This window comes from Fulvivirga sp. (genome assembly GCF_040218215.1).
Taxonomy (GTDB): domain Bacteria; phylum Bacteroidota; class Bacteroidia; order Cytophagales; family Cyclobacteriaceae; genus Fulvivirga.
This window is the reverse complement of record NZ_JAVJQL010000010.1, coordinates 247,895-270,549: the sequence shown is the minus strand read 5'-3', so window position 1 is coordinate 270,549 and position 22,655 is coordinate 247,895. Positions and strand designations below refer to the sequence as shown.

The 22,655-nt window shown below is 38.4% G+C and carries 25 protein-coding genes; 12 read left to right on the top strand and 13 right to left on the bottom strand.

Annotated features, from left to right (window positions below; all coding sequences use genetic code 11):
• Positions 1-15 precede the first annotated feature (15 nt).
• The 6 genes from pdeM to RIB54_RS04510 all read left to right on the top strand — a co-directional run bounded on the left by pdeM (position 16) and on the right by RIB54_RS04510 (position 3,450).
• Complete coding sequence (gene pdeM, locus RIB54_RS04535) at positions 16-648, top strand: ligase-associated DNA damage response endonuclease PdeM (protein ID WP_350099480.1); 633 nt, start codon at positions 16-18, stop codon at positions 646-648.
• 120 nt (positions 649-768) lie between these two features.
• Complete coding sequence (locus RIB54_RS04530; RefSeq protein ID WP_350099479.1) at positions 769-1,287, top strand: GFO_1088 family ECF-type sigma factor; 519 nt, start codon at positions 769-771, stop codon at positions 1,285-1,287.
• Positions 1,274-1,792: a PG0215 family putative anti-sigma factor gene (locus RIB54_RS04525; protein ID WP_350071886.1), complete on the top strand. Its 519-nt coding sequence runs from the start codon at positions 1,274-1,276 to the stop codon at positions 1,790-1,792. Before RIB54_RS04530 ends, RIB54_RS04525 begins: the two co-directional genes overlap by 14 nt.
• A gap of 24 nt (positions 1,793-1,816) precedes the next feature.
• Entirely contained in the window at positions 1,817-2,335 is a 519-nt protein-coding gene (locus tag RIB54_RS04520; RefSeq protein ID WP_350071884.1) for a DUF4252 domain-containing protein, read from the top strand.
• A gap of 45 nt (positions 2,336-2,380) precedes the next feature.
• Positions 2,381-2,887 carry a DUF4252 domain-containing protein gene (locus RIB54_RS04515; RefSeq protein WP_350071882.1) on the top strand — a complete coding sequence of 169 codons (507 nt, stop codon included), beginning with the start codon at positions 2,381-2,383 and terminating at the stop codon, positions 2,885-2,887.
• Between the two features lie 92 nt (positions 2,888-2,979).
• Positions 2,980-3,450 carry a DUF4252 domain-containing protein gene (locus RIB54_RS04510; protein ID WP_350099478.1) on the top strand — a complete coding sequence of 157 codons (471 nt, stop codon included), beginning with the start codon at positions 2,980-2,982 and terminating at the stop codon, positions 3,448-3,450.
• 46 nt (positions 3,451-3,496) lie between these two features.
• Here the strand turns inward: RIB54_RS04510 and arsB are convergent, their stop codons facing one another.
• The 4 genes from arsB to RIB54_RS04490 form a co-directional block, all read right to left on the bottom strand.
• The gene (arsB, locus tag RIB54_RS04505) at positions 3,497-4,531 is read right to left on the bottom strand and encodes an ACR3 family arsenite efflux transporter (RefSeq protein ID WP_350099477.1); all 1,035 of its coding nucleotides are present in this window, start codon (positions 4,529-4,531) and stop codon (positions 3,497-3,499) included.
• A complete protein-coding gene (locus tag RIB54_RS04500) occupies positions 4,528-5,157 on the bottom strand; it encodes a low molecular weight phosphatase family protein (RefSeq protein ID WP_350099476.1) in 630 nt (209 codons plus the stop codon). Before RIB54_RS04500 ends, arsB begins: the two co-directional genes overlap by 4 nt.
• A 173-nt stretch (positions 5,158-5,330) precedes the next feature.
• Positions 5,331-5,801 (bottom strand): DUF6428 family protein, encoded by a 471-nt coding sequence (locus tag RIB54_RS04495; RefSeq protein ID WP_350099475.1) that lies wholly within the window; start codon positions 5,799-5,801, stop codon positions 5,331-5,333.
• Positions 5,802-5,848: 47 nt separating this feature from the next.
• The gene (locus RIB54_RS04490; RefSeq protein ID WP_350071872.1) at positions 5,849-6,184 is read right to left on the bottom strand and encodes an ArsR/SmtB family transcription factor; all 336 of its coding nucleotides are present in this window, start codon (positions 6,182-6,184) and stop codon (positions 5,849-5,851) included.
• A gap of 335 nt (positions 6,185-6,519) precedes the next feature.
• Between RIB54_RS04490 and RIB54_RS04485 the strand changes: the two genes are divergently transcribed.
• Both RIB54_RS04485 and RIB54_RS04480 read left to right on the top strand, forming a co-directional pair.
• Positions 6,520-7,419 carry an ABC transporter ATP-binding protein gene (locus RIB54_RS04485; protein ID WP_350099474.1) on the top strand — a complete coding sequence of 300 codons (900 nt, stop codon included), beginning with the start codon at positions 6,520-6,522 and terminating at the stop codon, positions 7,417-7,419.
• The gene (locus RIB54_RS04480) at positions 7,412-8,212 is read left to right on the top strand and encodes a DUF2705 family protein (protein ID WP_350099473.1); all 801 of its coding nucleotides are present in this window, start codon (positions 7,412-7,414) and stop codon (positions 8,210-8,212) included. Before RIB54_RS04485 ends, RIB54_RS04480 begins: the two co-directional genes overlap by 8 nt.
• Positions 8,213-8,278: 66 nt before the next feature.
• Here RIB54_RS04480 and RIB54_RS04475 read toward each other — a convergent pair whose 3' ends face one another.
• Entirely contained in the window at positions 8,279-8,974 is a 696-nt protein-coding gene (locus RIB54_RS04475; protein ID WP_350099471.1) for a hypothetical protein, read from the bottom strand.
• Between the two features lie 81 nt (positions 8,975-9,055).
• Here RIB54_RS04475 and RIB54_RS04470 point away from each other — a divergent pair, with 81 nt between their 5' ends.
• Together RIB54_RS04470 and RIB54_RS04465 are read left to right on the top strand one after the other, a co-directional pair.
• Positions 9,056-10,789: an amidohydrolase gene (locus RIB54_RS04470; RefSeq protein ID WP_350099470.1), complete on the top strand. Its 1,734-nt coding sequence runs from the start codon at positions 9,056-9,058 to the stop codon at positions 10,787-10,789.
• Complete coding sequence (locus tag RIB54_RS04465; protein ID WP_350099469.1) at positions 10,789-11,883, top strand: alanine racemase; 1,095 nt, start codon at positions 10,789-10,791, stop codon at positions 11,881-11,883. The genes RIB54_RS04470 and RIB54_RS04465 overlap by 1 nt, the downstream gene beginning before the upstream one ends.
• Before the next feature lie 32 nt (positions 11,884-11,915).
• Here RIB54_RS04465 and RIB54_RS04460 read toward each other — a convergent pair whose 3' ends face one another.
• Complete coding sequence (locus tag RIB54_RS04460; protein WP_350066969.1) at positions 11,916-12,311, bottom strand: TerB family tellurite resistance protein; 396 nt, start codon at positions 12,309-12,311, stop codon at positions 11,916-11,918.
• 145 nt (positions 12,312-12,456) lie between these two features.
• Positions 12,457-14,814 (bottom strand): ABC transporter permease, encoded by a 2,358-nt coding sequence (locus RIB54_RS04455; RefSeq protein WP_350099468.1) that lies wholly within the window; start codon positions 14,812-14,814, stop codon positions 12,457-12,459.
• Between the two features lie 214 nt (positions 14,815-15,028).
• Here RIB54_RS04455 and RIB54_RS04450 point away from each other — a divergent pair, with 214 nt between their 5' ends.
• Positions 15,029-15,709, top strand: coding sequence for a head GIN domain-containing protein (locus tag RIB54_RS04450; protein ID WP_350099467.1), 681 nt, complete (start codon positions 15,029-15,031; stop codon positions 15,707-15,709).
• A gap of 69 nt (positions 15,710-15,778) precedes the next feature.
• Here the strand turns inward: RIB54_RS04450 and RIB54_RS04445 are convergent, their stop codons facing one another.
• Positions 15,779-15,943 carry a hypothetical protein gene (locus RIB54_RS04445; protein ID WP_350066975.1) on the bottom strand — a complete coding sequence of 55 codons (165 nt, stop codon included), beginning with the start codon at positions 15,941-15,943 and terminating at the stop codon, positions 15,779-15,781.
• Between the two features lie 143 nt (positions 15,944-16,086).
• Between RIB54_RS04445 and RIB54_RS04440 the strand changes: the two genes are divergently transcribed.
• The gene (locus RIB54_RS04440; protein ID WP_350066977.1) at positions 16,087-16,557 is read left to right on the top strand and encodes a DUF2062 domain-containing protein; all 471 of its coding nucleotides are present in this window, start codon (positions 16,087-16,089) and stop codon (positions 16,555-16,557) included.
• Here RIB54_RS04440 and RIB54_RS04435 read toward each other — a convergent pair whose 3' ends face one another.
• The 5 genes from RIB54_RS04435 to aepX form a co-directional block, all read right to left on the bottom strand.
• Positions 16,558-18,387 carry an LTA synthase family protein gene (locus tag RIB54_RS04435; protein WP_350099466.1) on the bottom strand — a complete coding sequence of 610 codons (1,830 nt, stop codon included), beginning with the start codon at positions 18,385-18,387 and terminating at the stop codon, positions 16,558-16,560. It abuts the gene before it with no gap.
• A gap of 72 nt (positions 18,388-18,459) precedes the next feature.
• On the bottom strand, positions 18,460-19,116 hold the full coding sequence (locus RIB54_RS04430) for an HAD-IA family hydrolase (RefSeq protein ID WP_350066980.1): 657 nt from the start codon (positions 19,114-19,116) through the stop codon (positions 18,460-18,462).
• On the bottom strand, positions 19,113-19,859 hold the full coding sequence (locus tag RIB54_RS04425) for a phosphocholine cytidylyltransferase family protein (protein WP_350099465.1): 747 nt from the start codon (positions 19,857-19,859) through the stop codon (positions 19,113-19,115). Before RIB54_RS04425 ends, RIB54_RS04430 begins: the two co-directional genes overlap by 4 nt.
• A complete protein-coding gene (gene aepY, locus RIB54_RS04420; RefSeq protein WP_350099464.1) occupies positions 19,859-20,989 on the bottom strand; it encodes a phosphonopyruvate decarboxylase in 1,131 nt (376 codons plus the stop codon). Before aepY ends, RIB54_RS04425 begins: the two co-directional genes overlap by 1 nt.
• Before the next feature lie 10 nt (positions 20,990-20,999).
• The gene (gene aepX, locus RIB54_RS04415) at positions 21,000-22,595 is read right to left on the bottom strand and encodes a phosphoenolpyruvate mutase (protein WP_350099463.1); all 1,596 of its coding nucleotides are present in this window, start codon (positions 22,593-22,595) and stop codon (positions 21,000-21,002) included.
• Positions 22,596-22,655 lie beyond the last annotated feature (60 nt).

Genomic DNA, 22,655 nt, shown 5'->3' with positions numbered 1-22,655 from the left:
TTTATCTTAGCGATAATGATTGTTAATATAGCAGGGGAAGACTTACAATTACTTGGCGAAAAGGCCATTTTCTGGCAGAAGCATCAGCTGCTATTAATAGCAGATTTGCATTTGGGAAAGGCTAATCATTTCAGGCGGTCCGGTATCGCAGTGCCTTCACAGTCGAATGATCAAAACATTGAAAGGCTTATCGTACTGCTTCAACAGATGAGTATTAAAAGGGTGATGTTTATGGGCGATTTGTTCCATAGTCATTACAACCCTTCTTGGGAGGATTTCGGCACCTTTTTGAATTCATTTTCAGAAATTGCATTCGATTTGGTAATTGGTAATCATGATATTATGAGTGAGCATCAATACACAAAATATGGCATCAATATTTATAAAGATCCCATAGCGCTTGACCCTTTTGTTATTTCTCACGAGCCGTTAGCGGCTTTTGAAGGTTACAACCTTGCAGGTCATATTCACCCTGGTGTAATGCTTAGAGGCAAAGCCAGACAAGGCATCAGGTTGCCATGTTTTTATTTTGGAAAATCACAAGGACTACTGCCGGCCTTTGGTGAGTTTACCGGGTTACATAAATTATCTATTAAAAAGGAAGATAAAGTTTTTCCAATTGTAGAAGGCAAAGTGCTATCTTTTTGAGCTTTATTCCCACATTTCTAAAGGTGCATGAACTGGAGACACCCTTCTCCATGTGAGAATTTAAAAATATTTTTCTGTACCTTGTAACATCCTCAACACTTGGTCGTCTTGCCTATGAATATGAGTTTGGAAGCTTTTAAAACCCGGGTACTGCCGACTAAAGATAAACTTTATCGCTTTGCATTTAAGATGCTTGGAGATCAGGACGAAGCTCAGGATGTAGTGCAGGAAGTATTCATCAAAGTATGGAATGGGCGGGATCAAATGGACCAACTTGAAAATATGGAAGCATGGTGCATGCGCATAACCAGAAACCTTTCACTGGACAAGATAAAGTCTAAGACCCGTAAAATGACAGACCATATTCAGGAAGGTTTTGATGTTAGTCAGGGCGATTGGTTAACACCTTACCGCTCTACAGAAATGGATGATACCATGAAAAATATAGGCAGGTTCATTGCTTCGCTGCCCGAGAAACAAAAGCAGATAATACAACTGCGGGATGTGGAAGGGTACAGTTACAAAGAGATTGGCGACATTCTTGAAATTGATATGAATCAAGTGAAGGTGAATTTGTTTAGAGCGAGACAAGCAGTAAAGGAAAATTTATTAAACATGAATGCTTATGGACTCCAATAGAATAGACGACTTATTAGAGAAGTACTGGGAGTGCGAAACTTCATTAGAAGAAGAAAGGGAGCTAAAAGCCTATTTCAATAAATCAGGATATGATAAGAAATATGCAGATGTAGCGCCTCTTTTCAGACACTATGAAAAAGAACAGAAGATAGGAGGTCTGGATAGTTTTTTTGACCAGCGAATAATGGCTGAAATAGAAAATGTGCAGCCAAAATCTAAGAAGAAGCGTGGAAATGTAATTGCTCTGTTTGGAAATATAGCCAAAGTGGCGGCAGTAGGGTTGATACTTGTTACTGCAGGATATTTCATCAAAGAGGAATTGAGCAAAGAGGAGATGAAGCCTTATGTGTCAGATACATTTGAAGATCCTGAAAAGGCCTTTGAAGAAACAAAAAAGGCATTGCAGATGATCTCCAAAAATTTTAATAAAGGAAGAAAAGAGGTAAGAAAGCTCTCCACTTTCAATGAAGCGCAGGAGAAGGTGAAAGCAGATAATCAATTATAGAATTAAGAAATTAAATATAAAGACATGAAAAAGTTAGTAGTTATAATAGCGATGATGGCCAGTGCTGTACAGCTAAATGCACAAGATGCTATTTCCAGGTTTTTCGACAAATATGCTTCTGATGAATCATACACAAATGTGACCATCACCAGCCGTATGTTTAGTCTTTTTACTGATCTGGAGATGGAGTCTCAGGAAGACAAGGAGATTATGGAGGCCATTGGTAAATTGAAGGGGCTAAAAATATTAGCGAAAGAGGACATCAGTAATGGGAAATCGCTTTATAAAGAAGCTTTATCAAAACTACCAAAAGCTGAATTTGAAGAGCTAATGTCTGTTAGAGATGAAGACAAAGACATGAAGTTTATGATCAAGGAAAAGGATGGAAAAATCAGCGAGCTGGTCATGCTCATGGGTGGCGATTCACAATTCTTTATCCTAACTATTTTTGGAGAGATAGATTTAAAACAGGTAGCTAAAATCTCAAAAGCTATGGATATAGATGGTTTGGATAATCTCAATAAACTTGATAAAAACAACTAAGATTTTTAATAAAACAACAATTTACAACTCAAAATAAATAAGATTATGAAAAAGTTAATGTCAATTATTTTATTCACTGCAACTGCAACATTCACCTTCGGTCAAAGCAAGGCAGTAGAAGATTTTAGCAACAAGTTCAAAAATGATAGAGACGCTAAGGTAGTGTCATTGAATGGCGGAATTTTCGAACTGGTTGCCAATATTGCTCAGTTTGCTGATGATGACGAAGATGCTGAGGTAATCGGAAGATTAGCATCAGGTATCAAGTCAATGAACATTCTATCTATTCCAATGTACAGAGCAGGGCTTGAATTGTCAGATATTGATGATTTAAAAAATAAGTTAAAGTCAGAGAAGTATGAAGAGCTTATGACCATGCGTGAAGGCCGCGATAGGGTTTATTTTATGGCTAAGACTGGTGGTGACAAGATCAACAACATGCTAATGTTAATCAATAGTGATGATGATGATTTCACATTGATCAATATTGATGGTATTATTGAAATGAAGGATTTGGCCTATATGGCCAAAAACCATGACAATTGGCATTAATTCATAAAATTGTCATTGCATTTAATATAACAGAACTTTCTGCCTGCCATTTAAATGGCAGGCATTACCTTTAAGGGCTTTAATTTTTTATCATGAATAGGATCATTGTTTTTTTAATAGTCATGTCACCCTCGTTAGGGGTGGCACAAAGCAAAACCACACAGGCATTTCACAAGGACCATGAAGATGCATTTGTTTTATTTTTTTATAGCAATACATTAAAAATGCTCAACCAAACCGATGACCCTGAATTTGCCGAAATGATAAAGCAAATTGAGAAAATGAAATTTGTGAGAGTTGATAAGAAAGCCGATGGTTTTGATAAAGCTGATTACAATGAATTGGTGGAAGATTATCAGGATGAAGATTTTGAAGACCTGATGACAATGCGCCATGAAGGTATGAATGTGAATGCATACATACAAGAGAGGGATGGAGTGACAACCGGAGTAGTAATGCTCATGCAAGATGACGAGACCGTTTCAGTTTTAGATATCAAAGGTTCTATTCCTCTCAATAAAATTGGCAGTATTCTTTCAAAAGTTAGGGCCCTTAATGAGTAATAAGGGGTATAAACCTGCTTAACCCCTTATTATATTTCAAATGCCATTAATAATATTTCTTCTTCAACCAAAATGCCACACGTACTAATAAAATCAATGCAGGAACTTCAACCAATGGACCAATGACACCTGTAAACGCCTGACCTGAATTGAGTCCGAAAACAGCAATGGCAACGGCAATGGCTAATTCAAAATTGTTGCCCGCTGCTGTGAATGCAATAGATGCGTTTTTATCGTACTCTGCTCCCATAGCTTTGCTAATAAAGAATCCAATAAGAAACATCAAGGCAAAGTAGATCAATAAAGGGACAGCTATTCTCACTACATCCATAGGTATCTGAACAATCAATTCGCCTTTCAGTGAAAACATCACCATGATGGTAAATAACAAAGCAATTAAAGTCATGGGCGATATGGTGGGTATGAATTTGGTATTATACCAATCTTCGCCTTTTGCTTTTACTAAGACTAGTCTACTCAATATTCCCATTAAAAAAGGGATGCCTAAATAGATGGCCACACTCTCAGCTATAGTGGCTATGGAGATGTCAACAATAGCTCCTTCAAATCCGAAATATGGAGGTAAAACAGTAATGAATAGCCACGCATAGAAACTGTAAGCAAACACCTGAAAGATGCTATTGAGTGCTACTAATCCGGCTCCATATTCGCTGCTTCCTTCTGCCAAATCATTCCATACCAAAACCATAGCAATACAACGCGCAAGTCCTATGAGAATGAGCCCAACCATGTATTCAGGGTAGTCTTGCAAGAATATTAAGGCCAAAAAAAACATTAATACAGGACCTATAATCCAATTGAGTAACAATGAAATGGAAAGGACTTTTACATTCTTGAAGACTTGTGGGAGCAGCTTGTAATTTACCTTGGCCAAAGGTGGGTACATCATCAGGATTAACCCTATAGCAATGGGAATATTGGTACTGCCACTACTAAAAGAATCAATGAAAGTAGATGTGGAAGGAAATAAGTAACCAATGCCTACACCAATACCCATTGCAAGGAATATCCAAAGGGTAAGGTACTGATCTAAGAAGGAGAGTTTTTTAACCTTACTCATTGTCCGTTCACTTTAATTTTTGAGAATACATAAAACATTTCTGAGGCTATTTGCATAGATCGTTCATCATACTTTTCGGCTTCTTCCGGCATGTTGTCAAATGCCTTAGGATCTTCATAGCGCACAGGTATTCTTTTTTCCGTTCCTGGTATGAACGGACAATTTTCATCAGCGTGAGAGCAGGTCATCACAGCCGCAAATTGATCCGCCCTGTTAACGGGGTCATTGAATAGTTTTGAGAAAGTACTTATTGGCTTTCCTTCATCAGAATTCAAAATAAAATAGGTAGGGTTATCAGTACCTTTTGATGATACTTTGAAACCACTTCTTTTGATGGACTCCACCGCGCGTTCATTGAAGGCTGTTACTTCTACTCCGCCAGAATAGCAATTGACTGGAATATTAAAATAATCACCTGCTGTTTGTGCCCATATCTGTGAGAACTGGCTCCTTCTGGAATTATGGGTACAGATAAAGTTCAGGTTAACTTCCTTTTCCTGATCGATTTTAGACTGGATGTAGTCGATCAAAACTTTCAAAATGTCTTTCCTTTCTTCCGAAATATACAACGACTGCGCCTGGTCAAGTGTCTTTTCTAATTCAGGCAGTAAGGTGTATTTACTCATGGTCTTTTTTTAATTTTTTTTAAACTCATTATGCACTTTTCACTTTCAAAGCTGTCATCCAATCAAAGCATGCCGCTGTCATGACTTGATGGCGTAACTGGGGCCTGGAGCTGACAGGACAAGCTCCAATAATCGTACATTTCTGATGTTCCATTATATTTTACTTATTCAGTTTAACAACACCCTGAACCCGGAGTGCAGCCACTTTCCTGTGCATGAAGGGTAGAGAGTCTGATTTTAGGTTTTTGCTGAGGAATACCACATTTATCTTTAGCAAGACAATCGGTTTGTGTTGTGGTCAGTAGAAACAACCCATTTTGAAATTCCAGACCATATTTTCCAATGGTTTCATCCTGGTACTCGACTTCAATTTCCAAATCTTCAAGCTCAAGTTTCTCTTCTGATAATTCGATAATAGATCTAAGTTTTTCAGCACTTAGTCTGTGATCATAATCGGTGGCGGTAAACAATTGAAAATTGATTACTGATTCTTTACGGATTGTCCCTCCGCAATCAATAAAGTGCTTTTGAATGTTTCCTACCTCAGTGACATGAAAGTGAGGCGGAACCTGCTTTCCATTGGGTAAGGTGAATTTCACTTCTTCAACTTGTGTTAAGGCTGACTTGATTTCTGATAATGTCATTTCTATTTATATTATTGCAATATTACGATGCGATTGAATAAATTTTTTTAGCAACAATCCCCCATTAAAGGAGCTTCAAACTGGTCGAAAATTTCGTTAAACTGTCCTCTGATCTCAGCCCAGCGTACCGGATTGATGCAGTAACTAATGCGAGAACCTTCGATAGTGCCTTGAATAAGGCCAATATCCTTTAATTCACGCAAATGTTGACTGATAGTAGCTTGTGCTAACCCCAATTCCTGAACCAAATCTCCATTGATACAGGCATTGGATTTTAACAGATATTGAATAATAGCCACACGGGCAGGGTGAGCAAATGCCTTTGCTGCAACGGCTATTTTGTTCTGTGCATCTGAAAAAAGGTCTGTTTTAGTTACGCCCATCTTTATCGTTGTCTTATTGCAATATTACGATAGATATTTTATTTACAGCCACCTTTTTATTAAAATATGCTACCAGGGAAAAGTGATCTAGCCTGATAATTTTATGACATCCCGCTTATTGCTTAATTTTCCAAAAGACTTCGGAGGTTGAGGTATTACAAAATCGAGCTTGAAATTAGATTGCTATCACATTTAAGCCATAATTTAATAGATGCAGAAATAGTTTCATTTAAATAGTTGAATTACCTATTATCACAGATTTAACCCACTAGGTTTTGATCGAAATTCATAGTCATGAAATTAACGTATTATTAAGAAATTAATCAGAAGTAAATTTGGAATCAGTACTATCAATTAAAAACTTAACCAAAAGGTATGGCCGCCTCACAGCAGTCAATAATCTGTCACTAGAGGTTAGTAAAGGACAAGTCTTTGGCATATTGGGACCCAATGGTAGTGGTAAGACCACCACATTGGGTATTCTCCTGGATGTAATTAATAAAACCAGTGGAGAGTTCTTCTGGTTTGGCAAGCCCGCCAGCAAAGAGATGCGTAAGAAGATAGGCGCGATATTAGAAACGCCCATCTTTTATCCTTACCTGTCGGCAGCCAAAAACCTTGAAATTGTAGCCGAGATTAAAGGGGCTCCAAAGTCTAATATTGAGCCTGCATTAAAGAAAGTCGAACTACTTGATAGAAAGGATGATAAATTCAGGACATACTCTTTGGGTATGAAACAAAGGCTATCTATTGCTTCGGCATTGATTTGCGATCCTGAAGTGATGATACTTGATGAGCCTACCAATGGGCTTGATCCACAAGGTATTGCCGAAATACGGGAACTGATCAAGCAAATAGCGAATGAGGGCAAAACGATAATCCTTGCCAGCCATTTGCTGGATGAGGTGCAAAAGGTATGTACCCATTTTTGTGTGCTAAAAAAGGGCAACCTGATACATGTAGGCAGTGTAGATGAGGTGAGCAAAGGGGCGTCTTCTGTGGAATTAATGGCAGATGATGCAAATATTAAAGAGGTGCTGGCAACTTATGACAAGGCACTTAAAGTTGAGAAGGAAGGCAATAGGTATCTCGTGAACCTTGAAGATGGTACAACGGCCTCAGACCTTAATGCTTTCTTATTTGGTAAAGGTATAAGCGTGTCACATTTGGTGACCCAGCGTAAGAGCCTTGAAAAACAATTCCTTGAACTTTTAGCCGTTTCAGACAATGCTTAGATTATTAAAAATAGACCTTATTAAGCTTACCAATTACAGGGCATTTAATGTGCTAAACATTTTGTATGCTGTATTGATTGTTAGTATTCCGATAACAGTAATAGAATTCCTTAAGTGGTTAAAAGTAAAAGGTGCGGAGTTTGATGGTTTTGATCCAATGAAAATTCCAGTTTTACATTTCACCGATATCTGGCAAAATGTAACCTACGTCTATACCTTTTTAAAGATATTTCTGGCCATAGTAATTATCATTTCGGTATCTAATGAATTCTCCTATAAGACTGTAAGACAAAATATTATTGATGGTTTTAGCAGGGTAGATTTTCTCAAATCGAAATTGGCTACTATCTTGCTCTTGTCTGTAGGATCTACGGTACTCGTATTCTTTACTTGTCTTGTCACAGGTTTAATTTATACTCCAAACTTAGATTATGGAGATGTATTTACCGGCTCTGAGTTTGTATTCGCCTATTTTCTTGACCTGCTGGCCTATTTGATTTTTGCCTTTTTCCTTACTGTGCTGTTTAAGAGGTCAGCATTAACGGTCTTTATGCTGCTTTTATATAGGCCTATTGAAGGTACAATAATTGGCCTGCTGCCAGACAGTATTGATTTTATTGGAGACTATCTCCCAATGCAGGCATTCAGTGCCCTGATAGAGGTACCATTTCCAAGGTACTGGTTTCAGGAGATACAAGACTATGTAGCATTTGATGCCGTTGCGGTAGTGCTGTTATACATTGTACTGTTTGTTGCTGCAATACATTACAAGTTGAAAAACAGCGACCTCTAACTTACATTTTATAAAAAGACATAAGATATGAGAATAGAGTTCTTAAATCTTATGTCTTAAAACTCCTTACTGCGTAATAATAACCCCGATTGAGATTTCAAGCCCGGTAAAGTCCATCTTGGCGTCTTTATAGTCAATGGGTTTGGTTTCTAGAAACCCAACAGAATTGCCGCCCGTGTAGCTACCCGTCATAGGAAAATCCGCACCACCAATGAAGTAGTTAGCTTCAAGAGAAAGTCCCCATTGTTGAGTGACGTAGATAATATATTCGGCCCCAAAGAAATAGCCTAGTCCAATTCCTGCATCAAAATCAATATTAGAATTAGCCACTGCCCAGCCCTCATATTTCCTGATGGCCTTATCCAGGTTCCCGTAGTTTATTTTGTCATCAAATGATTTGAAGGTAAAACCACCGCCTTTTATCTTAAATTCCTGATTTTGAAATGCAAACTGAAACACAAGCTCCAGTGGTACAAGTAGGGTAAAGTTAGGCCCGACAACAGGGTCCTTGGTTTCAAGCTCTCCCATATCAATCACATTCATCCCTGACATTCTATATATTGAAAAACCACTGTTTAGTGCCATGTAATCTCCGATATTAAACCCTAAGCCTCTTAATGAAAACGGACTTATGGGAGTTGAGAAATAACCATTTTTAGGAAGGAAGTAAGAAAATGAAACACCTACACCTTGTGAAAAAGCCCTCTGGCTAGAAATTAATATAACTATGACAATGACCGTTTGTAAAGCTTTCTTGAGCATTATGGAAGTATTTTTATTTTTATTGACTGCTATTTGATAAATTCAAAACATTGAATTTAACCTGAAAATTAAAACTTTAATATGAACCGCTACCTAAAATCACTTTTGAATCTGTTTTTGGTGTCTATTGTCCTGTTTTCATGCAGTGATAAAGAGCTACCTGTTGCAGCTACCATTTTAAAGAATGGAAACATCTACACTGTTGATGAAAACAATATGAAAGCTGAGGCCATTGCTATATTAGGCGATAGAATCCTTGATGTTGGAACAAGTGCCGATATGGAGAAGTATAAGGGCGAAAATACTAAAATCATAGACTTGAAAGGCAAAACTTTAACGCCAGGATTTATTGAAGGACATGGCCATTTCATGGGGCTGGGTTACAATGAGCTGAACCTTGACCTTATGGATGTTAAGAGCTATGATGAATTGGTAGAAAGAGTAGAGGAGGCTGTAGCTAATGCTAAACCCGGTGAGTGGATAGTGGGCCGCGGGTGGCACCAAAGCAAGTGGGACAACACGAATGAAAAAATGATCAAAGGGTTTCAAACCCATGATAAATTAAGTGCTGTTTCCCCTGATAACCCAGTATATCTAAGACATGCCAGTGGACATGCTGGTATGGCTAATACCAAGGCCATGGAAATAGCAGGGGTTCTACAGATGTCAAAAGAAAACCTGACTGAAGAAGAAGTAGAAGGTGGTGAAGTCATTAGAGATGAGTTGGGTAACCCAACAGGAATATTTAATGAGAGGGCCATGACTTTGATCACCAAAAATATTCCTGAAAACACGGAAGAACGAGACAGACAGGCACTGCAACTGGCTATTGAGGCAAGCTGGAGAAATGGTATTACCAGTTTTCATGATGCAGGTGTAGGCAGGGAGACAATCGATCTTTATAAGAAATATAAGGAGGAAGGTAAGTTGGGAGTTAGATTATATGTAATGCTTACTGGTTTTGATAAAGAGCTTTTGGCAGAGTGGTATGAAAAGGGGCCTGAGATTGATACCATGGATAACTTGCTGACCATTCGATCAGTGAAGTTGAACTGTGACGGTGCCTTGGGCTCAAGAGGAGCTTGGTTGCTGGATGAGTATACCGACCGCCCCGGACATTTTGGAATGCCAACATTGCCTATGGAGTTTGTGGCCGAAACATTAAAGGATGGACTTGAACATGGCTTTCAGGTATGTGCTCATGCCATTGGAGATAGGGCCAATAAAGAAATTTTAGATCGTTATGAAAATGCGTTTAAGGAGAATGGTAATGTTGGAGATGTAAGGTACAGAATTGAGCATGCCCAGCACTTGCACCCAGATGATATACCGCGTTTTGGAGAGCTAAAGGTAATACCAGCAATGCAGGCTGTACATATGTCTTCCGATAGACCTTGGGCGATTGATCGTCTGGGTGAGAAGCGCATTGTTGAAGGCGCATATATGTGGCAGGCCCTTATTCAGTCAGGAGCAGTATTGGTTAATGGTACGGATGTGCCAGTTGAGCCAGTAGACCCATTGGCATCATTTTATGCTAGTGTTTCAAGAAAGACATTAGCAGGAACACCTGAAGGAGGTTATGAGCCAGAGCAGAAGCTAACACGGGAGCAGGCATTAAAATCATATACATGGAATGCCGCTTATGGCGCCTTTGAGGAAAATGTGAAAGGATCAATTGAAAAAGGAAAGCTTGCAGATTTCACTGTTTTTTCAGATGATATAATGACCATTCCTGAAAATGATATTTTAACTACCAAGGTGGCGATGACTATTGTTGGTGGAGAAGTAGTTTATGAGAATGAAGAAGTTAAATAATGAATATTGTTAAGCCCACACTTCTTATTAATGAATCCATTTGCAAAAGCAACATCCGAAAAATGGCGGATAAAGCAGGCACGAATGGGTTAATATTCAAGCCTCACTTTAAAACACACCAGTCCCATGCTGTGGGGCGATGGTTTAAAGAAGTGGGGGTGGAGCATATTACAGTAAGCTCATTGGGAATGGCCGATTACTTTTCAAAAGATGGCTGGAAGAACATAACAGTTGCATTCCCTTGTAATATCAGGCAAATTGACTTGATCAATGATCTTGCCTCACGCATTAACCTAACTGTTCTGGTTGACAATGTAAAGGTTATAGATCTACTTTCTGGTCAACTGAACTATGATCTAGGAGTAAAAATTGAATTGGATTCTGGTAAAGGACGCACCGGGGTTAACGCCAAAGATTTGACTATTATTGACCAGCTCGTGAGTAAGGTTAAATCATCAGAAAAGCTTCAGTTTAAAGGGTTTTACCTGCATGCCGGCCATTCATATGGAACAAGAGGTAAGGCTGAAACAACCAAAATATATACAGAGGCAGTAGAATGCCTTCAGCCAATCAAGGCAGCCTATCCAGATGCGGAGATATGTTACGGGGATACACCAACTTGCAGTGTTATAGACAAGTTTGAGAGTATAGATGCCATGAGTCCGGGCAATTTTGTCTTTTATGACATTATGCAGGAGCAAATAGCCTCATGCTCCATTGAGGACGTTGGTGTAGCCGTTGCCTGTCCTGTAGTATCTATCAATAGCCAAAACAATCAAGTATGCATCTATGGAGGTGGCGTTCATTTTGCCAAGGATAATATTGAAGTTGATGGATACAACAGTTTTGGGCAGGTAGTTAAAATCTTAAATGAAGGTTGGAGTGCGCCACTAAAAGGTGCTTATCTAAAAAGTGTGTCACAGGAGCATGGGTTGATATACATGCCTGATGAAGAATTGAGTCAATGGAAAGTGGGAGATGTGATAGGAATACTACCGGTGCATTCTTGTATGACAGCAGACTGTTTAGGAGAATATTACACTTTTGAAGGAGCCGTTTTAGACCATTACTCAAAAAAAATGCACGCCAGATAGCGTGCATTTTTTATATCTATGGGTGAAGCGTTCTACTTTAAGAACTTCTGAGCTTTCTTTTTCAAAGCGTCTCTGTCAGCAGTTATTGACGGATCGCTGAATATTTTTGAAGAAAGTTCTGCAATTACACCCTTCTTATAACCAAGGCGACCAGCTATGTCTTCACAGAAAACAATTTCGCTTTTAAACACCTGGCCATCAATTTTCATCATTTGAACTACTTGATAAAGGTGCTCAAATTTTTGATCGTCAGTTAGTGTTCCTAAATCTCCAATTGGCCTGGATGGGTTCTTAAGCATTTCATCGATATCTTCTTTTGGTATCCCATTAGAAACACCAATCATTTGAATCAATTTAGCTTCTTTTTCAGCAACATTGCTATCGCTAGCCGCCAACTGAATTAATACATTTAATTGTTCCTTTATCATTTTCGCTAGTTTTTTATGCTTTGATTGTCACTTGCCGTGACAAATAAATCCTTTATACAATACCAATATAGCCATTTTTTTTATTTGTATAATAGAATTGGTGTAAAAAAGAACACCCTTAATGATGTACTTTTTCACCTCAATTTTATTCATTTCTAAGCGACTTAACCGGGTTTGCTGTTGCAGCTTTCAAGGCTTGAGTACTCACAATGACTATAGCAAAAATGAGCGCTATTAATCCTGTTAAGGGGAAGATCCACCACATAATTTCTGTTCGTAGTGGGTACCTCTCCAAATAACTGTTTAAAAGATACCACGCCAATGGTGATGAGAGCAAAAATGAGATAATTACAAGCTTTGAAAAGTCGTAGGACATTAATTGAATCAATCCGCTTACTGAAGCCCCTAATACTTTTCTTATACCAATTTCCTTAGTGCGCTGCTCGGCAGTATATGCCGCTAAGCCAAAAAGTCCAAGCCCTGTAATAAATATTGTTAATATGGCGAATAAGTTGGCCAATCTGCTGGTCATATTAATGGTAGTAAACTTCTTTTGGTAGTCAATATCAACAAACTCATACTCAAACGGATAGGCAGGGTTGTGCTTCTCAAATATAGATTTAACAGTGGCCAGAGAGTTTTGAATGTCGCCCGGTAGCCTTATTGTAATAGACCCTCCCCAGTCATCAATAATCATAAATAGAGGTTTAACTTCTGAATAAACCGAGCCCATCAGCACATTGTCAACAACGCCAATAAGCTCTCTTTTACTGCCCCAAAGGTCGAGCTGGGTTCCAATGGGGTCTTCTAATCCCATCAAATCAAGTCCAGCTTTGTTTATAATTATAGCTGCCGTATCACTTTTAAAATCCTTCGAAAAATCACGACCCATAAGCACTTCTATGCCCATGGTCTGACAATAGTCATACTCTGTGGTGATGGTTGTGAAAATCACATTTAAGTCATCTGGTTTTCCTGGCCATCCCAGAAAATTGTTAGAGTTAATTGAAGTGATTTTACTGTTTGATACTGTTACACCTGCAACCGCTCCAGACTGTAAGAGCTCTGTTTTCAATGCATCGTAGTTTTCATCAAGTTCCCCTGTTTTATCAACAGATATTAATTTTTCCTGATCATACCCCAACGTACGGTCTTTTGCCAGCTTTATTTGCTGGATTATTACTATAGTGCCAATTATCAATATTATTGAAACTCCAAACTGCAGGATTACCAATACCTTTCTTGGAGTACTTGCATTTTTACCTAAAGTCACCTTGCCTTTCAGAACTTTAGCAGGTCTGAAAGATGATAAATAGAAGGCTGGATAACTACCAGAAATAATTCCGGTAACAAGTATTACTATAGCAGTAAAAATCCAGAACAGTGAAGATGTGAAGTCAATGAAGAGTTTCTTCTCAACAAGATCGTTATAAAAAGGCAGGAGCAAGAGCGCTAATAAAATAGCTATTACATAAGAAATAAGGGAAATAAAAACAGATTCACCTATGAATTGTGCAATAAGCTGACCTCTGCCAGAGCCAACGCTTTTTCTTATACCTACTTCACGGGCCCTTCGCTCAGACCTGGCAGTAGCCAGGTTCATAAAGTTGATGCAAGCGATTACTATGATTAATAACGCTATGACAGTGAATAACTGAACATAGTCGCTACGTCCACCTTTTGCAATACCATTTTCAAAGTTTGAATATAGCCTCCATCTTTCTACTGGATGAAGGAACAGGTAACGCATAAAACCATGTTCAGAATGCTCTACCAACATATCTTTAACGTTATCTTCCACAGACAGCAAATCATCACTTTGATCCAGTTCTATAAAAACCTGAAAGGAGTTATTGCCCCAATTGTCTTTGTTGTCAAGCACCCATGTATTCAACTGTTCGCGTAGCTTCCATGGTATTAGATATTCAAATTCGAAGGAGGAGTTTTGCGGTACATCTTTTAATATCCCCGTTACTTTCACATCTGCCTCATCGTCCAGCCTGATGATCTGACCAAGAGGATCTTCATCACCAAACAGCGATTTCGCAAAAGACTCTGTCAATACAATCGATGATGGTTCATCAAGCACAGTACTTGGGTCACCATAGGCCAATGGGAACTCGAACATTTCAAGAAACTCCTCACTTACCCAATACCCATCATTTGTAATTCTTTTTTCGCCAATGGTTAAAAGATGGGAAGACCCCCAGCCAGTTACACATGAGTTTTTGATTTTTGAATCAGCAGTTTTCATGGCCTCATAAGTAGGCAGAGGCACAGACGTCCATGAATTAATTTTACCATCAAACTCCGCATTGATCCATACCTGAGCCAGCTTGTTATATTTTGGCAGGAATTTATCATAAGAAACCTCATCATTTACCCATAACAGGATCAATATGCAGCATACAATGCCGACAGCTAAACCTGTGATGTTAATGAATGAATAGACGCTGTTTTTGAAGAGATTGCGCACAGTTACGCGAATGTAATTTTTGAGCATGACCTTTTAAGTTGTTGTTTAGATAGGTTAATGACTCCATATATAGAAAATAGTTGCAGAAATTTTTAATTAATATTTTGAAGGTCTTAGAATCTTTGGGATTGACCAGTTCTTGTTATCTTAGAAAATTGAATCAGAACTATAAATATTCAGTGCTCATGCAACCCATTATTTTTTAATTGGTCTTTGAGTTGAATATTTAAATTTGACACTTATGAAAAAGATTGGAATTTTCTTTACTGTGTTGTTGATCACAGTTCAGAGCTACGGACAGCAAAGAGAAAGGCGTGATGTTGGGTCATTTGATGAAGTACAGGTCTCACAAGCCATTGACTTATATTTGAAAAAAGGCACTAAAGAAAGTGTGGAAGTTGAAGCACGCGGAATGGACAGTGATGAGGTATTGACAGAGGTAAGAGGTAGCAGGCTTAAAGTATATTTAGAAGGTAATCGTTATAGAAATATTTCGGTGAAGGTATATGTAACTTACGTGGAACTGGAAGGTATTTCTGCCAGTAGTGCATCAACAGTATACGCTGAAGGCGTAATAAAAGGTGATAGAATGACCATTGATGTATCCAGTGCTGCAGATGTGGAAGTTTCGGTTGATGTAAATGATTTAAATGTTAGCGCTTCGAGTTCTGGTGATGTTGAAGTTGCTGGCAAGTCAAAATATTTGGAAGTTAGTGTGAGTAGTGCAGGTGGTGTCGATGCTTATGATTTGGAAGCTGAAAATGTGAGGGTAAGAGCTAGCAGTGGAGCTGGAGCAAAAGTAAATGCCAAGAATGAAATTGATGCTCATGCGAGCAGTGGAGCAAGTATAAGGTATATTGGTAACCCCTCTAAGTCAAGAACAGATTCCAGCAGCGGAGGCTCGGTTAGGAAATCAAGCTAAAAAGCTGTAGAAAACGATTGAATCAAAAAAGACCCTGGCATATGCCAGGGTCTTTTTTGATTTTGACGCTTATTGTGTAGCCATTTTACGATGGCTGCTATTATTTTCTTCCTGAAGGTTTTTCTCCAAATTCAACAAGGCTTTGTTGAAGTTTTGCAAATAAGCCTCACCAATATACTTGCCTTTAATTTTTGGCACTACCCATTTTTTTCTGTTAAGTGAAAAGTTTATCATGGCATAGAGTGTTTTTTTATTCTGAACTATTATTAAAAAGCCAGTTCCAAGACGCATAAAGTCTTAAAACGAAAAATATTAATTAGTGTTTTGTTTTATCCGTGTTATATCACAATTATCTTCGTAAATAACCCAAAAGCAGAGTGGCCAACAAATTCAAAAAGAATATAAATGACAAGCTGCTAAAGCCACTACTTGGCTTTTTGAAACAGGGAATGACCCCTACCAGACTTGCACTTTCAGTCTCGCTAGGCTTTGTGTTTGGTCTATTTCCTGTTGTCGGCATCACTACTGTCTTATGTTTACTAATTGCTGTTATTTTTAAACTTAATGTGGCGGCCATACAGTTAATCAATTACATTGTTTATCCCCTGCAGCTGCTTCTTATTATCCCTTTTATCAATCTTGGTTCAAAAATTTTAAATGTTAACCCAATACCGTATTCTATTTCAGAATTAATAGATATGGTTAAGAACGATTTTTTGCTGGCTCTAAAACAATTGTGGGTAGCTCATTTAATGGGCATGTTTGCCTGGCTAATTATCATTGTTCCTATTGGGCTCATTATTTATTTGTCATTGCGTATTGTATTTAAAAAAATGGCAAAGAATTAATCAACGTTTGTTAAAATCTGAATAAAGTGTTTGCATATAAGCCTTGCCTAGCTCCAATTCTTTTTCTGTAGTTGCACCCTCTTTCATGAGGTAGTTTCCACCTACGTTATCAAAAACGATCTTATGCGTGCTATCCAAATACCCAAAGCCATTATTGAAAACATATACCGCATAGGGTTTATAATCTCTGGTCATAATATTTTTGCTAAACATGAAATCTTCATCCTGAAATCCTAACTGACCAAAGATGGTATTTGCAATATCGGTCTGGCTGGCGTAAGAATGAATTACTGTATCTTGTTTGGCGAGTGCTCCACCAAGCCAAAGCATCGGTATTTTAAACCTGTCAGCATTTGAATTTCCAGGATTATCAGGCATGAAATGGCCATGATCGGCTGTAACAATAACCCAGCTGTTAGTCCACCAATCGGTCTGTTTTGCCTTGTCAATAAACTCACCCAACGACTTGTCGGTGTAGTAAGCTGAATTTAGAAACTTGCTCACGTCATCTTTCCCTTCAATAACGGTTTCCATAGGCACTTCAAAAGGCTCATGGCTGCTTTGTGTCATCATGATTTTGAAGAATGGTGAATTAATTTGATTAGCCTCGTCCAAAAACTTGTCAAACACAAAATGGTCGTGCACGCCCCATTTTGAAGTGTTCAACTCTTGCGGAAAATCCTGACTGTGCGCAATGCCGTCAAATTGTGCGTTGGATAGGTAAGATTTGAAATTGGCGTAGTCAATGTTATAGCCATATGTGAACTCTGTATTATACCCTCTCGATTTGAGCGTTTTGTTTATAAAAGGTAGCGATGCAGTTTTCTTAGGAAACTTAATAATAGATCCTTTTGGCTGACGCGGATAACCGTTAAGTATTGATACAATTCCTAAATCTGTTCTATCTCCTGAAGAGTAGAAGTTATCGAACAAAACACCTTCATGTACCAACTTATTAATGTTAGGTGTTATTCCAGGCAGTCCGCCCAGTGGCTCAATAAAACGAAAGGTGTAGCTCTCAAGAACTATAATGATAATATTAGGTTGGTCTTGATCAATTAGCTTCACTGTTTCTCCTGAAGACTCGTTCATCTCATTGAAATACAGCTGGGTTTTGTCAGCAGCCAAATAGTTTTCCGGATAGCTCAACCGATTAAGTTTTCGTAAAGCATAGCCAAAATTATATACCACATTTATTGCAGCATGATTGGCAAACATGTTCGACTCATGAAAATAAACAGTTCCTGTATTGATAGGTGCCACACCCACTGTCCCTCTTATTGGTGCAATCAATAGTGCGGTTAACAACAACATTGTTATTGATGTCTTCCAGTTAGCAGTTGCAATGTTTTTGGTTCTTTTGGAAACGTATTTTATATAGGCCCAGCTAAATGCCCCAAAGAGAATTAGCCAGAACGTGACCATTATTACTGTAGTCCAAAAATCTCCTGAACTGGCAGCTTCTTTACCAATATATAGCAGGGGAGTAGCGTCCATTCTGTAGCTCCAATGTGTATACAACTCTAAATCGAGCACGATAATAAAGCTGGCAATGAAGAGCATTAGCCCAGTATAAATTCTTAAAATAATATCAAGAACTATGGGCTTAAAATAGGTGGTGAGGCAGATAAGCAAACCTGGAATCAGCGAGAAATAACCCATAACGGTTAAGTCCAACCTAGCCCCATTGAGCATGGCCAGCAATATATCGCCAAGGCCCATTGTGTCGGTTAACGGGTAATGGTAGGTTAAGAATATAACCCTTGCGATTACAAAAAAGCTGAACCAAAACAGGCAATAACTAAAAAATAACTTGATTCTAGAGGTCATCTGAAAAATTTGGTGCAAAATAAGGACTAAAGCCCTCGTAATACAAGCGTATGTAATTTAAGAATGTAAATGTTAGGTTCTTGTATTGATCAAAAGCTGGAGTAATTCAGAGGGGTGATCAATGATTTCATCTGGATGAAACTCCTCTAAAACTGCTCTGGTATGAAAACCCCAAGTAGCGCTAATAATAGGCAAGCCACAACTTGAAGCCGCCTCTATATCTCTCGTCTCATCACCAACCAACAATACCTCATCTTTTTTTAGGTTTCCTTTTTTTATAATGGATTTGATGGTTTTGTTTTTTTGAAATAATCTGATGCCCGAAGAAAAGTAATGAAAACACTCTGTCATGCCATGTCTGGTGAGAAAACTTTCAATATTGGCTTGCGAGTTTGAAGTTACTATGCCAAGCTTATAAGACTTGGCAAGCTCTCTTATTACTTCGGGAATTCCATCGATGGGTTTCAATAAATCAATATTCTTTGCAAGCTCTTTTCTAAAAGCATGTGCAATAATTGGCAGCTTGAGATAGGATATTCCTACTGCTTTTATCGCCTTTTGAGTGGAAAGGTTTCTATAAATATCAAGCTCCTTTTTATTTGATATTTTTTTATATCCAAAACGATCACAAATGCTGTTGGAAACAGAAACACCTAATTTCAATGTATCTGCGATGGTGCCATCAAAATCGAAAATTATTGTGGAAATATTTTCAAATGACCTGCTCAAAGGCTGCTTCTTTCCTTGATTTTAGGATACACCTGGGTCAATGCTCTTTGAAGATGATGTTCATCATCTATTTCGCACCACGCCAAGTCATCAACCTTCTTGATTAAGATATTGATGTCTTTGGAGATGCCAACAAAGTCGTCCTCATAGTGAATTTCTTTGTTGCCGATTTTATATTGTGCTTCAGCGTAAGCGCACATAGCTTCAAATGTATTTGTAGAGATTTTGCTAATTCCTACCAACTCACCACTAATGTGATTCAATTCGGTTACTTTTTTCGACATGTTTGTAAGGTGCCAATTCTTGTTAGCTTCTATGTAAACTTCATCATTAGAATGAGTTTCTCCACTAGCTAAAATAATATCTGGATTCTTGTCAGTTATTAGTGTTTCCAGAGCAAAAGGCTCATACAAAAGATCTCCTTCCAATAACAGGAAACTTGAATTCAAAAGGTGTTTTAAATTGAACAAGGTATACATGCTGCCAGTGCTAGCATAATCATCATTGCGCCAAGTTTCAATCTCAGGGTAGGTACTTTTTAAATCATCAAAAAAGTGATTTAAATAACCTGTACCTATAATTATTCTTGTTATTTCGGATTTGAGAAGCTGTTTGATGGAACGGTGAATAAGAGCAGTGCCATCAACCTCCAAAAAGGCCTTTGGCATTTGCTTGGTTCTTTCTTTTAACCTGCTGCCCAGACCAGCAGCAAGTATTACAGCCGTATCCACCTTTTGACTCATCAGTCTTGAATAAATTGCATGAGTCTTTCTTTAACTTCAAAAGGTTTAACCGTTGGTCTACCTAATTTTTCAGGTGATCCCTGAGAAATTTTCAGATGAATAAAAGTAGCCTTAGGATCAGCTTTCCAGGCTAAAATTTCATCAGACAATTCTTTAACACTTGCTGCAGAAATAGCAGCGGGATAACCAGTGGCGTGAGCGGTCAGGGCAAAGTCAATGTTATGGGATATTGTAGCCTGGCCTCCTGTGGAGTCATGCACATTATTGTCAAGCAAAACATGCAATAAGTTTTTTGGTTGATAATAACCGTTGGTAGCCAAATTTCCCATGCGCATCAAAGCAGCACCATCACCATCTATGGCAATTACTTTTTTGTCTGGTCTGGCTAATGCAAGGCCAAGTGCCATTGAACTTATGCAGCCCATTGATCCAACCATGTACAAATTATTGGACTTGTCTTCCACTTCAAAAAGCTCACGGCCAGTTTTACCAGTAGTCGCCAGCATGATGGTGTTATTATCAGCAAGATTTGAAATGGTAGTCAATGCTTCAGTTCTGGTAGGCATTGCAAGGTCAGCTGTGGTGTGCTTTAGCTCCTTCGAAAAAGTAGAAGTAAGATTTTGAGGCTTCAATGCCACCTCACCAAATGTGTTTTTTTTTACTACAAAGAAAAAAGTCTTATTATTTTCAATAGCCTTATTGGCCCTGTCTAGTTGTGTTTTTGCCTCTTCCATATCCTGAGCCAAATACTCCCATTCCACCTCCATTAATGAAAGCATCTCTCCTGTAATTTGACCCATAAGTTCATGCTGAGGCTCATCACTAAGGCCAGGCTCACCACGTAAACTTACAAACCCTAATACCGGAAGCTGAAAGGAATAATTTAGTGAAGTAATAGGGGAAGTGGCATTTGTCAAACCAGAGTTCTGCATTAAAACCACTGATTTTTTGCCTCCCAGATAGGCACCTGCGGCAGTGGCAACCGCATCACCTTCATTGGCAGCCATCACATAATCACAATCATTAATGGCATAATTGATGAGATATTTTAAAAAAGAGCAGGGAACTCCGCTGTAGAAATCAAACCCTAATCCTTTAAGGGCGGTTCCAAATTCTTGAGTATTCAGCATTTGCTTTATTTTATATTCTTAGTTTTCCTGCCTCTTGCAAATCAACAAGGGTGTCAACATCTAACCACGCACCGCTAATATATTTTACCGCTATTGTATTCTCTTTTGCAATTTCATTGAAAAGGTCTGTGCAGGTCATTTTTTTGAAATTCTTGGACTCGCTAAGTTTGGTAAGAGCGGTTTTTACAATTTCAGCACCGGTACTATTTACTTTCCAAAGGCCGATGAACTCGCCACAAACTTTCTTGTCAAGGTTGGAGTCCATCTTTTTGAATTTAGCAGTACCAATAAAATTCTTCTTATTGTATTTTTTACTCGCCTTAACAAGGTCTTTAGTGCCATCAGACTTCTTGCTGTCCGCGTCCACAATCATGGTGATGTCATTGTTATCATTTAGCAACTCATTCAACACATACTTTTTGAAAATGATATCGCCATAGCTAATGATAGTATTCTCTTTGATTTCGTCTTTAGCAAGATTTAGCGAATACAACTCTTTTGTTTCCGCATAATCGTCATTATCAACGGTCTTAATGTTGTTCATTTTGACCTTCTCTTTACCAAAGCCCCTAACAACAGTGATGTCTTTTATCCCTACCTGATTGTACTCATCAATTTGAGTTGATAGCAATGATTTGCCATTAACTTCAACCAGAGTTTTAGGTGAATCTTTAGTCAGCTCACCTAAGTTGCCCTGGCTTGCTGCTAGAATAATATTATTAACTTTCTTACCTGTTGTTGGCAAGTATTTTTTCTCAGCATCTTTCAACTCATCCGCACCCTGGATTCTGAATACTTCAGCAACAGAAACCACATTCCCTTCAATATTGATGAGCGACTCTTCCTCATAAATCCTTTTGGTAGTGTCTTGCATTACCTTAATGGCAGCACGCATATTGTGGTTGGCCCAAATTGCCATGCTAATGCCTTGTGACCTAAAATGATCAGTAGGAGTAGAGTAGTACTTTGTAGGCACTATGATAACCGGGCATCTGTCGCCCCACTCTTTCATAAAGGCATCGATATCTGATGAGTCTGCTTTTTTACTATGACATAAAATGGCATCGGCCCCGGCATCATGATATGCATCAGCTCTTCTTAATGCCTCATCAAGTCCCCAACCCGCAATAAAAGCCTCCAGTCTGGCAACAACAGAAAAATCAGGGTCAAGTTGTGTGTCTTTGGCTGCTTTTATCTTTCCGCAAAACTCAGCAACATCAGCTAAAGGTTGGCTCTCACCACCAATAAATGAGTTGGTTTTTGGAAATAATTTATCTTCTATACATACGGCAGCAACATCACGTTGTTCCAGCTTCTGCACCAATCTTCTCATGTTGTTGAAGTTACCATACCCGGTGTCACCATCCAGTAATATAGGAATGCTTGTTGCATCGGTCATAAACTCTAAAACATCTAAAACCTGAGTCCATGAAGCTTCATTATTATCGCGCACGCCAAGTGCAGCTGAAATTGACAATCCACTTCCCCAAATGCCTTTGAAACCAGCTTCTTCAACGATTTTTGCTGAAAGTCCGTTATGGGCTTCCATGATAAATTCTAATTTATCAGAAGAAAGAAGGTTTCTGAATTGTGTCGTTTTTTTCATAGGGCACAAAGATATAATATATTTTTGCTTTGAAAGAGATCAAATACCTTGTGAAACCTA

What these genes read in the sequence shown, in the direction of transcription:
- aepY (WP_350099464.1), bottom strand. Translation starts at nt 20,989, where the DNA reads ATGCTGAATACTCAAGAATTTGGAACCGCCCTTAAAGGATTAGGGTTT.
- pdeM (WP_350099480.1), top strand. Translation starts at nt 16, where the DNA reads ATGATTGTTAATATAGCAGGGGAAGACTTACAATTACTTGGCGAAAAG.
- RIB54_RS04455 (WP_350099468.1), bottom strand. Translation starts at nt 14,814, where the DNA reads ATGCTCAAAAATTACATTCGCGTAACTGTGCGCAATCTCTTCAAAAAC.
- RIB54_RS04435 (WP_350099466.1), bottom strand. Translation starts at nt 18,387, where the DNA reads ATGACCTCTAGAATCAAGTTATTTTTTAGTTATTGCCTGTTTTGGTTC.
- RIB54_RS04525 (WP_350071886.1), top strand. Translation starts at nt 1,274, where the DNA reads ATGGACTCCAATAGAATAGACGACTTATTAGAGAAGTACTGGGAGTGC.
- RIB54_RS04490 (WP_350071872.1), bottom strand. Translation starts at nt 6,184, where the DNA reads ATGGGCGTAACTAAAACAGACCTTTTTTCAGATGCACAGAACAAAATA.
- RIB54_RS04445 (WP_350066975.1), bottom strand. Translation starts at nt 15,943, where the DNA reads ATGATAAACTTTTCACTTAACAGAAAAAAATGGGTAGTGCCAAAAATT.
- RIB54_RS04465 (WP_350099469.1), top strand. Translation starts at nt 10,789, where the DNA reads ATGAATATTGTTAAGCCCACACTTCTTATTAATGAATCCATTTGCAAA.
- RIB54_RS04520 (WP_350071884.1), top strand. Translation starts at nt 1,817, where the DNA reads ATGAAAAAGTTAGTAGTTATAATAGCGATGATGGCCAGTGCTGTACAG.
- RIB54_RS04470 (WP_350099470.1), top strand. Translation starts at nt 9,056, where the DNA reads ATGAACCGCTACCTAAAATCACTTTTGAATCTGTTTTTGGTGTCTATT.
- RIB54_RS04510 (WP_350099478.1), top strand. Translation starts at nt 2,980, where the DNA reads ATGAATAGGATCATTGTTTTTTTAATAGTCATGTCACCCTCGTTAGGG.
- RIB54_RS04425 (WP_350099465.1), bottom strand. Translation starts at nt 19,859, where the DNA reads ATGAGTCAAAAGGTGGATACGGCTGTAATACTTGCTGCTGGTCTGGGC.
- RIB54_RS04515 (WP_350071882.1), top strand. Translation starts at nt 2,381, where the DNA reads ATGAAAAAGTTAATGTCAATTATTTTATTCACTGCAACTGCAACATTC.
- RIB54_RS04530 (WP_350099479.1), top strand. Translation starts at nt 769, where the DNA reads ATGAGTTTGGAAGCTTTTAAAACCCGGGTACTGCCGACTAAAGATAAA.
- aepX (WP_350099463.1), bottom strand. Translation starts at nt 22,595, where the DNA reads ATGAAAAAAACGACACAATTCAGAAACCTTCTTTCTTCTGATAAATTA.
- RIB54_RS04500 (WP_350099476.1), bottom strand. Translation starts at nt 5,157, where the DNA reads ATGAGTAAATACACCTTACTGCCTGAATTAGAAAAGACACTTGACCAG.
- RIB54_RS04495 (WP_350099475.1), bottom strand. Translation starts at nt 5,801, where the DNA reads ATGACATTATCAGAAATCAAGTCAGCCTTAACACAAGTTGAAGAAGTG.
- RIB54_RS04450 (WP_350099467.1), top strand. Translation starts at nt 15,029, where the DNA reads ATGAAAAAGATTGGAATTTTCTTTACTGTGTTGTTGATCACAGTTCAG.
- RIB54_RS04480 (WP_350099473.1), top strand. Translation starts at nt 7,412, where the DNA reads ATGCTTAGATTATTAAAAATAGACCTTATTAAGCTTACCAATTACAGG.
- arsB (WP_350099477.1), bottom strand. Translation starts at nt 4,531, where the DNA reads ATGAGTAAGGTTAAAAAACTCTCCTTCTTAGATCAGTACCTTACCCTT.
- RIB54_RS04460 (WP_350066969.1), bottom strand. Translation starts at nt 12,311, where the DNA reads ATGATAAAGGAACAATTAAATGTATTAATTCAGTTGGCGGCTAGCGAT.
- RIB54_RS04475 (WP_350099471.1), bottom strand. Translation starts at nt 8,974, where the DNA reads ATGCTCAAGAAAGCTTTACAAACGGTCATTGTCATAGTTATATTAATT.